Annotated in this window: 12 protein-coding genes; 5 read left to right on the top strand and 7 right to left on the bottom strand. The window is 61.0% G+C overall.

Going from position 1 to position 14,704, the window contains the following annotated elements; translation table 11 throughout:
* The first annotated feature begins 41 nt into the window (after positions 1-41).
* The 3 genes from FVE66_RS11270 to FVE66_RS11260 all read left to right on the top strand — a co-directional run bounded on the left by FVE66_RS11270 (position 42) and on the right by FVE66_RS11260 (position 4,176).
* Positions 42-1,208 (top strand): glycosyltransferase family 4 protein, encoded by a 1,167-nt coding sequence (locus FVE66_RS11270; protein ID WP_151447524.1) that lies wholly within the window; start codon positions 42-44, stop codon positions 1,206-1,208.
* The gene (locus FVE66_RS11265; protein WP_151447523.1) at positions 1,198-1,974 is read left to right on the top strand and encodes a WecB/TagA/CpsF family glycosyltransferase; all 777 of its coding nucleotides are present in this window, start codon (positions 1,198-1,200) and stop codon (positions 1,972-1,974) included. Before FVE66_RS11270 ends, FVE66_RS11265 begins: the two co-directional genes overlap by 11 nt.
* 498 nt (positions 1,975-2,472) lie before the next feature.
* Positions 2,473-4,176, top strand: a complete 1,704-nt coding sequence (locus FVE66_RS11260; protein WP_151447522.1) for a right-handed parallel beta-helix repeat-containing protein — start codon at positions 2,473-2,475, stop codon at positions 4,174-4,176.
* Positions 4,177-4,252: 76 nt separating this feature from the next.
* On the opposite strand, the gene FVE66_RS11255 is transcribed toward FVE66_RS11260, so the two are convergent.
* Positions 4,253-5,125: a glycoside hydrolase family 16 protein gene (locus FVE66_RS11255; protein ID WP_241673172.1), complete on the bottom strand. Its 873-nt coding sequence runs from the start codon at positions 5,123-5,125 to the stop codon at positions 4,253-4,255.
* A 138-nt stretch (positions 5,126-5,263) separates the two neighbouring features.
* Between FVE66_RS11255 and FVE66_RS11250 the strand changes: the two genes are divergently transcribed.
* Positions 5,264-5,680, top strand: coding sequence for a hypothetical protein (locus FVE66_RS11250; RefSeq protein ID WP_151447521.1), 417 nt, complete (start codon positions 5,264-5,266; stop codon positions 5,678-5,680).
* On the opposite strand, the gene FVE66_RS20480 is transcribed toward FVE66_RS11250, so the two are convergent.
* Positions 5,653-6,267 carry a glycoside hydrolase family 16 protein gene (locus FVE66_RS20480; protein ID WP_241673170.1) on the bottom strand — a complete coding sequence of 205 codons (615 nt, stop codon included), beginning with the start codon at positions 6,265-6,267 and terminating at the stop codon, positions 5,653-5,655. The two genes, FVE66_RS11250 and FVE66_RS20480, sit on opposite strands and share 28 nt — an antisense overlap.
* 82 nt (positions 6,268-6,349) lie before the next feature.
* Here FVE66_RS20480 and FVE66_RS20475 point away from each other — a divergent pair, with 82 nt between their 5' ends.
* Positions 6,350-6,754, top strand: a complete 405-nt coding sequence (locus FVE66_RS20475; RefSeq protein WP_241673169.1) for a hypothetical protein — start codon at positions 6,350-6,352, stop codon at positions 6,752-6,754.
* 305 nt (positions 6,755-7,059) lie between these two features.
* Here FVE66_RS20475 and FVE66_RS11240 read toward each other — a convergent pair whose 3' ends face one another.
* The 5 genes from FVE66_RS11240 to FVE66_RS11220 all read right to left on the bottom strand — a co-directional run bounded on the left by FVE66_RS11240 (position 7,060) and on the right by FVE66_RS11220 (position 14,391).
* Positions 7,060-8,790, bottom strand: coding sequence for an FAD-dependent oxidoreductase (locus tag FVE66_RS11240; RefSeq protein WP_151447520.1), 1,731 nt, complete (start codon positions 8,788-8,790; stop codon positions 7,060-7,062).
* 135 nt (positions 8,791-8,925) lie between these two features.
* Positions 8,926-10,080 carry a GNAT family N-acetyltransferase gene (locus FVE66_RS11235; protein ID WP_206668754.1) on the bottom strand — a complete coding sequence of 385 codons (1,155 nt, stop codon included), beginning with the start codon at positions 10,078-10,080 and terminating at the stop codon, positions 8,926-8,928.
* Between the two features lie 246 nt (positions 10,081-10,326).
* Entirely contained in the window at positions 10,327-12,627 is a 2,301-nt protein-coding gene (locus FVE66_RS11230) for a polysaccharide biosynthesis tyrosine autokinase (RefSeq protein ID WP_241673167.1), read from the bottom strand.
* Positions 12,628-12,707: 80 nt separating this feature from the next.
* Complete coding sequence (locus FVE66_RS11225) at positions 12,708-13,223, bottom strand: low molecular weight protein-tyrosine-phosphatase (RefSeq protein WP_151447518.1); 516 nt, start codon at positions 13,221-13,223, stop codon at positions 12,708-12,710.
* Position 13,224: 1 nt separating this feature from the next.
* Positions 13,225-14,391 carry a polysaccharide biosynthesis/export family protein gene (locus tag FVE66_RS11220; protein WP_241673161.1) on the bottom strand — a complete coding sequence of 389 codons (1,167 nt, stop codon included), beginning with the start codon at positions 14,389-14,391 and terminating at the stop codon, positions 13,225-13,227.
* Positions 14,392-14,704: the final 313 nt, after the last annotated feature.

Below are 14,704 nucleotides of genomic sequence, written 5' to 3'. Positions count from 1 at the left end.
ACATCCCGGAGCGAGTCGAGCCTGCAAGCCGGCCATGCGACATGAAGATCCTGATTGCACACAATGCCTATCAGCAACGCGGCGGCGAGGACGTCGTCGTCGATGCCGAGATCCAGTTGCTACGCGGGCGCGGCCATCAGGTCGATACCTATCGCCGCCACAATGCCGAGTTGGTGGACCATCCAGGCGCCGCAGCCTCGGCCATCTGGTCGCGCCGCACCGCGTCCGAGATGGAGCAACTATGCGTGCGGGAGCGGCCGGACGTGATTCATGTGCACAACACCTTCCCGCTGATCTCGCCCTCGCTGTACTGGATCGCGGCACGCCACAAGATCGCCGTGGTACAGACGCTCCATAACTTCCGCATGCTATGTCCGCAAGCCATGTTCCTGCGCGAGGGCAAAGTGTGCGAGGACTGCATCGGAAAAATTCCGTGGCGTGCCGTGACGCGCAAGTGCTACCGATCTTCCACCACCCAGTCGGCCTTGCTGTCGGGGATGCTGATTGCACACGACACGCTCGGCACCTTCCGCGACAAGGTCACACGCTACATCGCGCTGAACGACTTCTGCCGCGCCAAGTTCATCAAGGGCGGCCTGCCCGCGGATCGCATGCGGGTAAAGCCGAACTTCGTCGTATCGCCCGGGAAGCCACAATGGCAGGCGCGCCATGGCGGCCTGTATGTCGGCCGGCTGTCGCCCGAAAAGGGAATCGATGTCCTGATCCGGGCCGTGGCCCGGCTACCGCGCAGCATGCGCATCCTGGTGGCCGGCAAAGGACCGCTCGAGGACAAGGTGCTGGAGGTGTTTGGCGACGACTATCTCGGCTACCGCGACATGCAGGAGATCGCCGGCCTGATGAGCCGGTCGCTGTATGTGGTGGTACCCAGTACCTGTTACGAGACCTTCGGCATGGTGGCGATCGAGGCTTTCGCCAACGGCACGCCGGTCATCGCCAGCCGCCATGGCAGCCTGGGTGAGCTGATCCGCGACGGCGAGACCGGCTTGCTGGTCGATCCCGGCGACCCGTTCGCCCTTGCCGAGCGCCTGCGCTGGGCCGAGAGCCATCCGGCGCAGATGCATCGGATGGGACAGGCGGCACGCGCTGAATATGAACACCTCTACACACCCGGCCAGAACTACAAGATCATGATGGATATCTACCAGGAAGCGATCGAGGTAGCACTGGAGACGCGCGATGCAGCGTGAGCGCAGGCTGGTGCTGGCAGCGCCGATCGATGCGCTGAGCTGGGACGATGCGCTCAACCGCATCGCCGGATGGAGCGATGGCAGGCAATCGCGCTATGTGTGCATCTGCAACGTGCATTCGGTCGTCACCACAACGCGCGACAGCCGCTACCGGCGCATCATCGAAGAGGCCGACATGTGCACGCCCGACGGCGCCCCTGTGGCATGGGCATTGCGCAGGCTGGGATGCGCCGGCCAGGAAAGGGTCAACGGCCCCGACCTGATGTGGCGCTACCTGGCGCTCGCCGAGCAACGGCAGCAGGCCGTATTCTTTCTCGGCGCCACCGACCAGACGCTGGAGCGCCTGGCGAAAGCGGCGCTCAAGGCGTTTCCGCAATTGCGGCTGGTCGGCATGCATGCGCCACCGTTCAGGCCATTGAGCGAGCAGGAACAGGAACAGGAGATCGCGCTGATCAGGCACTCCGGTGCGCAAGTAGTGTTTGTCGGGCTGGGTTGCCCGAAGCAGGAAGAATGGATGGCTCGGCACCGTGGCCGGATCGATGCGGTGATGATCGGGGTCGGGGCGGCATTCGACTACCACGCCGGGACGGTGCGGCGAGCGCCTTTGTGGGCGCAGCGGAACGGGCTGGAATGGCTGTTCCGCCTGATGTCGGATCCGCGGCGCTTGTTCAGGCGGTATATGGTGACGAATACCTTGTTCTTGTTGGGGATCGGGTGGCAGTTGCTGGTGAGGAGAGATGGGGCGGTGGTCAGGGCGGGGAATTGATTGACCGTGCAGACCGCGCACGCCACGAATGCTCCCTCCCTTTCAAGGGGAGGGTGGGGATGGGGTCAGCGCAACGTCGCCGCCACGTTGGAAGCCGCCTGTTTTCAGACCTGTGGCTTGCGATTGTTGCTGCTGGGTTTGTTGTCTGTCGCGGTGAAGCCGGGAGACACCCCGGCGGGTGTGTTCCTTTCTTTTGCCAAAAGAAAGGAACCAAAGAAAACCAGGTCAAAACCCATTTGGCTAACGCCCGGTCCGATCGCCAACCAGACGCGCACGCCTGGGCCGAACCAGTGCGGCGTTCGCGAGGCAGGTACTGCCACACGTTCGCCTCTGACCGGGATCAGCCAACCCGCTTCAATGCCGCCGACCGTACACCACCGCTCGTTGACTCCTAATTTTTTTCGAAGCTACAAATTTGTGATTGGGGCTTCAAATTTGTGATTGGGGCTTCAAATTTTTGATTGGGGCTTCAAATTTTTGATTGGGGTGGAAATTCCGATGAAGAATATTCTTGCCATGCTGGCCCTGTCACTGGCGGTGTCCTCTGTCATTGCCCAGCCTGAACCGGCTGCGCGCAAGACCGCCGCGATCCAGATGCATCCCCTGCCGCAGTCCGTTGCCAACAACAGCACGGTCACCCTGCATTGCGGGCGCCACTATTTCGGCACGCTGAACCTGAACCAGCGTTCCAATGTGACCGTCCGCACCGAGGGCAACTGCGGCAAGGCCAGCATCACGCCGGCGCAGCAGGTGCGCGGCTGGACGCGCCAGCGCGGCAGCATCTGGGTGGCGCCGATCGCTTTCCTGCCGGCGCAGGTCACGTGGAATGACAAGCCGCTTGCGCTCGCGCATTACCCGAACAAGCCGTGGGCCAAGGGGACCAGCAGCGGGCCAATGCGGGTGCAGGCCAGCATGCCGAACGATGACCTGGCGGGTGCGACCCTGGTCTATCGTCCGGAGGAGTGGATGATAGAGACCCGGGCAATACGCGAGTACGATAACGGCGCCATCGTGCTCGGCCCCAAAGTGGGCGATGCCTTCGACCCCAAGCCTGAAACCGAATTCTATGTGGAAGGGAAGCTGTGGATGCTGGACTCGCCGGGCGAGTGGGCATACCACGATGGCTGGTTGTTCGTGTGGCCACCGGACGGGCAGTCGCCCGAAGGCCGGATCTGGGCCGGCCCGAAAGCGAATGGCATCGATGCCGATCAATCCCGCAATATCACGATCGAAAACGTGCGGGTGCATACGGCCATGACCGGCATCAGCGCCGGTGATTCGGGCAACCTCCATGTGCGCAATGTCGAGATTGCCAACAGTGCGCAGGACGGCATTTTTGCCGGCGGCCGAGGGCTGCTGGTGGATGGAGCACGCATCGTGAATTCGGTGCGCAATGGCATCCTTGGGTATTACGGCATCACCGACGTCGCCGTGATCAATTCCACCATCGAAAACACCGGCATGGTCGGCATGCCCAAGCGCTCGAAAGGAGGCATCGCGTTCGAACAGGCGTCTGGCACCAGGGTGTTCAACAACAAGGTGCTGAACTCGTCCTATATCGGCATCCGGGTGCACCGCAATGCGACGGTCAGCAACAACCTGGTGGATGGCGCCTGCCTGGTGCTGTCGGATTGCGGCGGCATCTACACTTTCGCCCCGGACCGGCAGCCGCTGGAAGTGCGCATCGAAGGCAATACAGTGCGCAACCTGGCTGGCCGTTACGCCTATGCGGTGTATCTCGATGACAGCGCCAACGGCGTGACCGTTTCGCGCAACATGCTGGTCAACAATCCCGGCGGCATCGAGATTCACAACGGCTTCAATAATGTGATCTCCGATAACGTGATCGCCGATTCCGGCTTCGAACACATTCTTTTCAATGAAACCGGCAATGACCACGTGCTACGTAACCGAGTCGTGCGCAACCTGTTCATCACTGGCAAGAAGGAGGCCACCTTCCGCCTGTGGAGCGGACGCGGCGGACGAACCAATGCGCAGTTCGCCGAATTCGAGGACAACGTCTACGTCGGTCCGAGCGCGAATTTCGCCGAACTGCAGGGGACCGGCATGGTGAGCTGGTCGGCATGGCGCTCACGGATGGGACAGGATGCGCGTTCGAAGCAAGAGGGGAATATGGAGATCGGACGAGAGCGACAAAGGAAGTGGGCAGGAGGCGCGACGATCGGGAGAATGAATCCGTGACCATGAATAAAAGAAGGCCGGCAATACAGCACCGGCCTTCCCCTCCCCTACCTGTCCTACCTGTTACGCCCCAGCTTTATTTGAACTGCCAGGCACGCACGTAATTGACCTCATACGAATTGCCCTTGCCGGTCGGCGTGGTGCCATCCGGCTGGCCGCTCGCGCTGCCGTACCACAGGTCCAGCATCAGGTACATCGGATCGCCCATCGTCACGTTCTGCGAGAACACTTCCTGACCGTCGAAGTAGAAGGTCTGCTTGTTGGCTTCCCACTTCAGGCCGTACTTGTGGAAGCCGGCGGACAGGTCCGGCGTCTGGATCATCTTGAAGCCGCCGTTCACGCTCTGGTCCAGCCAGATGGTCGCGCCATAGGCGGTCGGATGCAGATTGGCGTCGGACCAGCCGCTGTTCGGGCCACCACCTGCATACGCTTCCATGATGTCGATTTCAGGACGGCGATTGTCGATATGGTTGAACAGCCAGAATGCGGGCCAGGTGCCTTTGCCGACTGGCAGCTTGGCTTCGATCTCGAAGTAGCCATAGGTCTGGTAATACTTGCCATCGGTGTCGATGGTGCGATTGAAGAAGTTGCCGCTGGCATCGCGCTCCGGCCAGATCTTCAGGCGGCCATCTTCAACCGTATAGTTCTTGGTGCCCGGTGCGCTCTCGTACCAGATCTTGTCGTTCCACACGCCGGCGTTCAGGCCGCTGTCGAATTCTTCGGAAAACGTCAGCGAGTAGCTTGCCGCATTCTGACCCGCGGGACCAGCGGCGCTGGTGCTGCTGCTTGGCATCGCGCTGCCGGCGCCGGCCACGTAGCCAGAGCTGTCGGCCAGGGTCGACGAGGTGTCGCCCGCCCCGCCGCCGCCACAGGCAGCGAGGAAAGCGGAGGCTACGGCAGCTGCAGTGGCAACACGGAGGGTACGCAGGGTGATGGATGCATTCGTCATGGATTCTCTCTTTCTTCGTTGGCGAATTGAGCAGGCTCAAATCATGTAAAGGTCCTGCTCTGAGGCTTGCCTCGAAGTATTAGTTCCGGCCGGGAAGAAGGATCCGGGGAAAGGGATTGGCCAGAAAATCAACAGTGTTTGCAGGACGAAAATGGCGAAAGCGATGTGCACCAGGCAATGCACATCCACCTTTTCCCTTACCGATCAGTGACTTACGGAAATGCTTGCCGGAATCAGTATTGCGCCGCCGGCATTGGCAAAATCGCATGGAAAAAAATTCTGATTTTTTTCCTCGCCACGCCAGAATCAGAGGAAATCGGCAAGCAATTTCTGCAAAGATGTCGCGGGTTTGCAACGCCTGATGGCAGCATGGGGCAGCACCAGGGATGGCGGTCCGCCAACAATGTTGTCGCTTGGGGCAAGCCATCGCTGCGCGTGTGCCGGAGCCGTGCCGTGCACGAAAAAAAAGCGGCGCTCACGCGCCGCTCCGGAGGGTCGGGTGGCGGCCTCGCCACCCGGGGTGTTGATTATTTGAACTTCCAGGCTCGCACGTAATTCACTTCATACGAATTCGTCTTGCCGGTCGGCGTGGTGTTGTCCGGTTGCCCGCTGGCGCTGCCGTACCAGAGGTCAAGCATGATGTACATCGGATCGCCCATCGACACGTTGGCCGAATACACTTCCTTGCCATCGAAATAGAAGGTCATCTTGTTCGGCTCCCACTTCAGCGCGTACTTGTGGAAGGCGGCTGACAGGTCCGGTGTCTGTATGGTCTTGGTGCCGCCAAGGCGCGATGCATCCAGCCAGATCGTCGGTGCGTAAGCCGTCGGGTGCAAGTTGGCATCGGACCAGCCGCTGTTCGGGCCGCCGCCTGCATACGCTTCCATGATGTCGATTTCAGGACGTCGATCGCCAATGTGGTTGAACAGCCAGAAGGCCGGCCAGGTGCCCTTGCCGATCGGGAGCTTGGCTTCGATCTCGAAATAGCCATAGGTCTGGTAATACTTGCCGTCCGTATCGATGGTACGGTTGAAAAACTGGCCACTGGCATCGCGTTGCGGCCAGATTTTCAATGCGCCATTTTCCACGGTGTAGTTCTTGGTGGCATTTGAACCTTCATACCAGATGTGGTCGTTCCACACGCCGCCATTGAATCCATTCTCGAATTCATCGGAGAATGTCAGCGTGTAGGCGGTTGCCGTTTGGCCGTACGGAGCCAGGGCAGTGGTAGCCGGCGCCGTTGTTGATGTTGTCGGCGAGGTCGTGGTGGTCGTCGTTGGCGAGGTCGTGGTGGTCGTCGTTGGCGCGGTCGTCGTTGTCGTCGTGTCCGTCGTCGTTGGCGCGGTCGTCGTTGTTGGCGTGGTCGTCGTCGTTGGCGTGGTCGTCGTCGTTGTCGTCGTGTCCGTCGTCGTTGGCGTGGTCGTCGTCGTTGTCGTCGTGTCCGTCGTCGGTGATGCGACTACGACTTGTTTCGATGCCTTTTTCGACTCGCTGATGGCATTGCTGGCCAGCGTCGTGGCCGCAGCGTCAGTCGTTGCATCGGTGCCGCTGCTGCCGCCACCGCACGAAGCCAGAAACATCATTGCCAAGGTGGCCGATGATACGGCTCTCAAAGTCGGCCGCTTGTAGTGTTGATTGAACATCTGGTTCCTCTTCCGATTTCGCTGTGTTGATATTGGTCAACCTTTGCAAAGGTCATGCTTATGAGCATTGCCTCAGCGAAATAGTTCCATGAGGAAAAATGATTTTTCGTTTTTCGTAGCCTGGATGGCTGGCATGCATGTCAACAAATGACAGGAATGCAAACACGCCTTTTGGGCAGATGGATGGCGTAAAAAAAGCGGGCCGGGCTGTTTGCCCGTCCCGCTTCTTTTTGCTGCCCCGGCGATGGCCGGCAAGCAGAGAACTTCAGTTACTGATCACACATCATGCGTTCAGCGGAGCGCGCCGCGACGGAGCGCCGGCGCACCGAACACTGTCCTGGCTGCGGCCAGCATTCCGTTTCCTTCCGCGTCCAATCCAGCCCGTTCCTGCGATGATCCACTGCGTTGCTTCAGTTGCATGGCCAGGTGCTCGCTCAAGCGCAGCGTCAGCGCGGCGATCGTAATGGTAGGAAAGTTTGCGCCTGCGGTCGGGAACACCGAGCTGCCGGCGATGTAGAGATTGCTGACCCCGTGCACCTTGCAGTTGGCATCGACCACACCGGACTTCGGTGACTCGTGCATGCGGGTCGTTCCCATGTGATGCCAGGTGCCCTCCTTCTCGAAGCTGGAAGGCCAGGTACCACCCTCGATCGGTGGATCCAGTTCGACCGATGCCACACCGCTGCGCCGAAGTTCATCGCTTACCAGCGCCAGCGTGCGGTCGAAAGTCCGGCGCACCTGGTCTGCCAGCCGCCAGTCAACGCAAACGCGGCGCATCCCCAGGCTGTCGGTGCGGGTGGGCGAAAGCGTCACGCGGCTGTCACGGCAGGGTGCCGGCTCGACAATGATCTGGAAGCGCACGCCGCGAATCAGGTAACGCGGCTGGAACAGACGAGTGAAGCCGTAGCCGAAGGTATCGACCGGGTGCGCGGCCATCGTCATCAGGTCATCCCGCAGCCGCCAGCCGGCTTGTTCCTTGGCCAGCAGTGCCTGCTTGCAGCGGAACAAGGCCTGGGCGCCGGCACTGCCCTCGCCGGGGAAGATCGATGCGAACCACACCCGGGCATTGAGCAGCCCCTCCTGGCGCAGCACGTCTTCCTTGAGCGCGAGCTGCGAAGCAATATGGGTGCCGCCTGCCGACACTGCACTGTTCATGTAGTGATACTTGATGTCATACAGCTTGTTGCGCGACCACTCGCGGCTGAAATACACATATCCGGATTGCAGGCGGGGGTGGTCCATGAAATAGCGGCCGACCAAGTCGTTGTCGTTTCCGAGGCCGTCTTTCTGCACCTGGCTGGAGGCCAGCAGCAGGCGCGCATTTTCAATGCCCCCAGTCGCCAGCACATACAGCTGGGCCGACACCGCGATCTTTCGTCCGGTCAGGGTTGCCACGTCGATTTGCGTGACCTGCTTCCCGCCCGCATCGGTGGCGATATTGACTGCGTTGGCGTAGAGGTAGACGGTGACATTGCGCGCGCGCCGCAGATCCTCGCGGTACAGCTTGCCAAAGCGCGCCGGCGGACTGAATTGCGAGATCGTATCCCGCACCTTGCCGGTCACAAACGGGAAACGGCGCACATCCTGCCGGTTGATCGCCTTTTCCCACCATGCTGGCTCGAAGTTGGAGGGGCCGAGCTTGAGCAGCTCATGCGTGCGTTTATAGTAGGGCATCAGGGTGTCGAGTCCGAATGGCCACCCGCTGTCAGGTATCCAGGCTCGCTTCTCGAAATCCCAGGGATCGAGCGGCCGGCACCAGCCGCCCCAGCAATTGCTGCTGCCACCGAAGAACCTGCCGCGGCAACCGTCGGCAAAGGTGTAGGGAATGCCGACGTCATCGCCGCGATACAGGTCGCGGGTCTGGTCGTCGGGCTCGAACCCGCCGCTTTCGAGCAGGATCGTGTCCACGCCTTCCCGCTCCAGTTCCCGTGCCAGCGTGATGCCGGCGATGCCACCGCCGATGATGCAGACGGCAGCCTTCACATGTGTGCCACTCTCAACGCGCCGCGTGTCGATGAACATTGCTGCTTTTCTCCCCTGATTCACCGTGGGTCATTCACCGCCGGACATGCCGGCATCGGAATTCCAATATAGGCCGCCCATGCTGTGCATTCACTGTTCCCACGCAACAGAACGCACCAATTCGAACCGGCACGCTCAATGCCAGGTCGCACGCCTGGCGGCACGCATTGCGGCAAGGATGCGCAAGCCCAGTCTTGCCCGCTGCGTATCCTGCTTGCCCAGCGCATGCAGCCACTCGATCCCGCGCCTGCGCCCCGCTTCGACCTCGGCGCCGAGAAACAGATCGACGTGCATCAGCATCTGTATCCACGAGCGATAGATCGACAGTTTCACCAACGGACGCTCCACTGCCAGCAGCAGGAATTTGTAGTCGTAGCGGCCCCACAGGAAGTGAAACTCGCGGGCGCCGCGCGCGATGCACTCGCCAATGGCTTTGTAGGCACACAGGATTCCCGGCGAATAATCGTTGTAGGCAGGATCGTGGGCAAGCACGGATAGCGCGTAGTTGCTACCGGTGCGGAAACTCAGTGTGCCGGCACAGACGCGGCCGTCTATTCGTGCAATGCCAACCAGTCCGCACTGGCGCACCAGCGCGACCATCCGCTCGGTCTCGGTGGCGTCGTAAGCCGAGATCTTGTTCTTGCTCGCCATGCGAACGATATTCAGGCGGATGATTGCGCGCACATCCTCGTCGTCGACCTCACTGCCTTCGACCACTTCCCAGGTGAAGGACGGGAAGTCACGCACCAGCCGTTCGCCATAACGCTTGAGGTTGCGGCGGGTATTCTTGCTCAGGCTGTCGTGATACGCCTGCACGCTTTCAGGCAGAGCAAGCACGAGGTTTTCCAGGCTCTGGAACGACTGATGAGGAAATGGAAGACTGCCGCCGGGCCGCAGGTCGACGCTGCTGAACCGGATCACGCTGACCGTGGGATAGCGGCTGAATACGTAGTTGCCGAACAGCCCGGCCTGCTCATGGTTGAGTTGCATTCCTTCGTTGAGTACGCTCAGTACGCTCGAATGGATCCGGAACAGGAAAATTGCATCGACCTCCTCATTCCGGTACAACACGAAGGTGCTCACCGGATCGTGCAAGGAATCGTAGGCGCGCAGCAGAGGGAGCGATGAATACAGGCTGCCATAGAGCGTGGCAATCTCGTCTTCGACAAATTCGGGAACCAGGTTTTCGTGGCAGATTCCCGTCATCTGGTCATTTCCCGCACGCCAGCCGATTCGGTCCGATCCTGCCTCCGCCGTGACGAATTGCTGCTCCCAACCCCTGGTGTTCATTCCTTCCTCTCTGCTCTCCTGTGCTTTCATTATTGGTTTCCTATCCGCGCTCCCGCTTGAGGACGCACAATGAAAACCTTGAGCCGGGCGATAAAGGAGAACAATACGATGAGCTCACCACGATGAGCTCACTACGAGGAGACCACTACAAGGTTCACACTACGAGGAACACACTCCGCAGGCAGCCAGCACCCAAGAAAAAGCCCCGGCATTGCCGGGGCCGCGGGCCGAATCAGCGGATCGGGTTCATCGCACGTCCGGCGATGCTTCGATCAGTGGCTGCTGCGATCCGAACGAGTACTGTACCTGGCGATATTTGCCGTACTTGTAGCCGTAGCCGTAGCGGCCCGGACGCACGTTCAGGTCGTTGAACAGCACACCCTTGGCTGACAGCCCGGCCTGCGACAGGCGCTTCAGCGATTCCGCAATCTCGCCTGCCGTCGTGATGCCGGCGCGAGTCAGGATATAGATGGCGCCGGCATGCTGGCCGACGATCAGGGTATCCGACACGGCCAGGATCGGCGTGCAGTCGATCAGCACCACGTCATACATTGCGGAGAGCGACTCCAGCAGCGTGCCGGTGCTGGGCCGCATCAGCAGTTCGGATGGATTGGACGGCAACGCGCCAGTGGCGATGAAGTCAACATTGTCGATCACTTCACGATGGATCACCTGCTCGATGCGGCGGCCGCCACTGATGGCATCGGCCAGCCCGTCCTGCCGGCCCAAGTCGAAATAGCGATGCAGGTGGCCGTTGCGGAAGTCAGCATCGATCAACAGCACCCGTTTTCCGGTTGATGCCATCACTGCTGCCATGTTGGCCGAGACAAATGACTTGCCAATACCCGCCGTCGGACCGGTCATCAGCACGATATTGTTCTTCGAATGCGACATGGAGAACTGCAAGGCAGTGCGAAAGTTGCGCAAGGCCTCGACCGCGACATCCATGGACGAGATCTTCGCCAGCAGCGGCAATTTGGGTGATTTGCGGCTGACCTGGTCGAACAATTCCTGCTGCATCTTGCTGTGCGGGATGCTGGCATACACCGGCACGCCCAGCATCTTTTCGATTTCGATCGGGTCGTCAATGCCGGCATGCAAAGCCTTCTTGATGAATGCGACGACCACGCCCAGGAACAAGCCCAGGAACAAGGCAATGGCGATCACTTTCGGACGGTTGGGCGAGACCGGTTTTTCCGGCATCATCGGCGGGTCCACCAGACGCACGTTGCTCATCTTGCCGACCGTGATCAGCTTGAGTTGCTGGGCGGTGTTGAGCAGGGCGGTGTACAACTCGGTGTTGACCTTGACATCGCGCTGCAGCCGGACTGCCTCCTGCTCCATTGCCGGCAGCTTCTTGATGAAGTCATTGATTCCGCGAATTTCACCGTTGATCTCGCGTATCTGGGACTCGACGCCCTGCACCACCGGATGCTCGCGGGTGTACTTTGCCAGCAGCTCGGTGCGCTTCTGGTCGAGGTCGATCCGCTTGCCCTTTGCCGCCGCCGCCTGTTGCAGCGACAGCCTGGCCTCTTCGCCCAGGTCGACGGTGCCGTGCTGGTTGCGGAACGCGTTGTAACGCGACTCGGCCTGTTCCAGCTGCGCCTTCAGCTCGGGCATCTGCTTGTTGATATAGGCCAGCGACTTGTCTGCCTCCTCGGTCTTGCGGGTGCTGTTCTGGCGCACATATTCATTGGTGATCGCAGCCAGCACGCCATGCACCCATTGCGGATCGTCCCCCTTGAGCTTGACGTCAATCACGCCGGACTGCTTGCCCTGCTCGGCAACCGTCATGCTGTTCTGCACCGACTCGATCGATGCCAGCCGCGAACTGCGGCGCAGCATGAATTCGGCGCCAGGATTGGCTTCGAGCGATGCGACATGGATTTCGATCGGGCCGCTGGTAGTGTTGACCGTAGCGGGCTGTCCAGCCACGCTGGTGAAGCTGATGCCGCTGTCCTTCTCGCTGACGCTGAACTTGCCGCCACCGGCGGCGGTCAGCACGAACTGGCGATTCAGCAAGGCGTCCGGCACATTGAACGCGGCGACATCGATTTTCTCCCCGCCCCAGGCGTAACCGCCAAGACGCGCCAGCGCGGGCGGAGTGAGCGCCTGGTTGTTGCGCGAGGCGATCCATTTGCCGATTCCGGGGAAATATCTCGGACCGGCCTCCAGGTACAGCTTGAGATTGTCGATGGCGCGCGACACCACCAGTCTCGATTTCACCAGCTCCATCTCGGCAGTCGCGGCCTGCTTGACGTCGAACAGCGAGCCCATCTCGCCGAGAATGTTCTTGGCCTCGCGCTGGCTCTGCTCCTCGACGTGAATCAGCATGTTCGCTTCGTAAACCGGACGCGCGATGAAGGCATAGGCCGTGCCCAGCAGTCCGACCACCAGCGTGATGGTGGCAATCAGCCAGCGATTGTCGTACAGCACGTTCAGATAGCTGGACAGCTCGGCCTCGCTGTCATCGGCCAGGATGGGCTGCTGGACCGGCGCCTGCAGGTAGACAGGTGCTGCGTGTGGAACGATTGGATGATTCATCATGATTTTTTCATGCCTTGCGAAATGGTGAAGATGCGCGGCTCTTCGGATCCTGTTCTTGCTGCGGGAACAACCGGTGCTGGTTACGGCGGCAGCTGCAAGCTCGGCTGCAGGCTGGCCTGCAAGCCACGCGTCGGGCCGGCCGGCACGGGGATCGTGCCCGCGTCGCTTGCCGCCATCCAAGCGAGCAGTTCATCCATGCCATCCTCGATCAGGATGCGCACCTGTTGAAAGGCGTCCCGCCCCTGCCGGTACGGATCGGGGACATCCACGCCTGACGCTTCGCACAGGCGCCTGACCTTGCCGCGTGCTGCGGGCCAGGTGCGCTCGATATATCGCTTCTGCTCGCTGTCCATCGTCACGATCAAATCCGCTTCGCGCGCCATCCAGCTGGCCAGTTGCCGGGCCCGGTGCCCGGTGATGTCGATGCCCCGCTCCTGCATCAATTCGATCGCCAGCGGATCGGCAGCTTCGCCAACCAGCGCATGCAGGCCGGCCGAGCACACCATGCGGCCGGGCAGCGCCTTGGCAAAGTAGCCCTCGGCAATCGGGCTGCGGCAAATATTGCCGATGCAGACGAACAGGACGTTGCGAATCACGTCAATACCCGTTGACCGGTTTGGCCGCGCCGACGGCCGCTGACAAGGCGCCAGGCAGGATCTGGCTGATGGTGCGATGCCAGTTGGTGAGGGCGGTGGCCGCGACGTAGACCACGTCCTTGGGTTCAAGCTCGAAACTCTCGGCCAGCGCCAGCGCGCCGTTCTCCTCGGCGTTCAACTGGTAGACCACGGGCTCGGTAGCCGACTTGCGCACCACATAGATCTGCTTCGCGTCGCCCGACAGCGGATTAATCCCGCCCGACTCGCCCAAGGCTTCGTTCAGCGTCAGCCGGCCGTTGATCATCGGTAGCGCCCGTGGCATCACTACCTCGCCGGAAATGAAGACCTTGCTGGAATCGCGCGACACGACCCGCACCACATCGCCATTCGCCAGCATGATGCTGTTCGGATTGATCCCTCTTTGCACCAGTTGCGGCAGGTTGATGCGGAAGGTCTCGCCGCCGCGTGTCAGGTGCACCTGGCTCTGGTCGGCGGCCGGCAGGAAACCGCCGGAACGGTTGATGGCCTCCATCAGGGTCATCGGAATGTCGTTGATGGCTTGCAGGCCCGGCGCCTTGACTTCTCCATCGACATAGACGCGCTTGCTCCGATAGGACTGCACGCGCAGCGTCACGTTCGGGTTCCGGATGTACTTCGAGAGCTTCTGTGCGAGCAGGGTGCGGGCCTGGTCCTGCGTCATGCCGCTGACCTTGATCTGCCCCGCATAGGGAAACTGGATCGAGCCCTCGTGATCGACGATGAAGCCGGCAACCGGCGTCGCGCCCGGTGCCTGGTCGGCGCCAGCGCCCGCGGGTACCGGCGCCACCCCGACGTTCAGCTCGGGGTGATCCCATACGACGATGGAAAGTATGTCACCCGGCTCGATCGAGTAGGCGCCGGGCTTGCCAAGCAGCGAGCTCAGGTCCTGCACCCGCTGCTGGTCACGCCGGACTTTCTCGGTTTTCACCAGCGACGGCGTGATCTGCTTGATCAGCGTTGGAACGCCTGCCTCACCGGCCGCGCCAGTCCCGGCGTCGGCGCTGGCCGAACTGCTCTGGCTCGATCCGCTGAACTTCGGCATACCCGGCGAGCTGACGCAAGCTGCCACCAGCGGCGTCAGCAGTGCCACACTCCATGCCAGGAGTCGTTTCTTTCCGTCTTGGTTCATGATGTCACCCGGTTGTCGTTCGACTGCTCTCTGCTTCGAGAATGTCCTGCACGCCATTGCCACATGGCCAGCGCCTGTTTGTCTTTCTTGCCACTGCCTGAAACTCTACTTGTGGCCGCATGGCATGTGTTGAGATTGGTCATGCCACTCCGTGAGCTTGAAGGGGGCGCATCAACTGCGGGTCAAGCGAGAAAAATCCGGGGAGCGGCGGCTAGCGGATCCAGGCGGGATTCAGGGCCGCTGGTGCCATGCGAAGCAGTTTGATATTGTCAAAAAATGAATATAGACAAACGTCCCTGCCCGGCTCTGAGAA

Origin of the sequence: Lacisediminimonas profundi (assembly GCF_008831265.1) — a bacterium.
In the GTDB taxonomy this organism is placed as follows: domain Bacteria; phylum Pseudomonadota; class Gammaproteobacteria; order Burkholderiales; family Burkholderiaceae_D; genus Lacisediminimonas; species Lacisediminimonas profundi.
The sequence above is the reverse complement of the archived record's forward strand: the minus strand, read 5'-3'. Positions and strand labels throughout refer to the sequence as shown.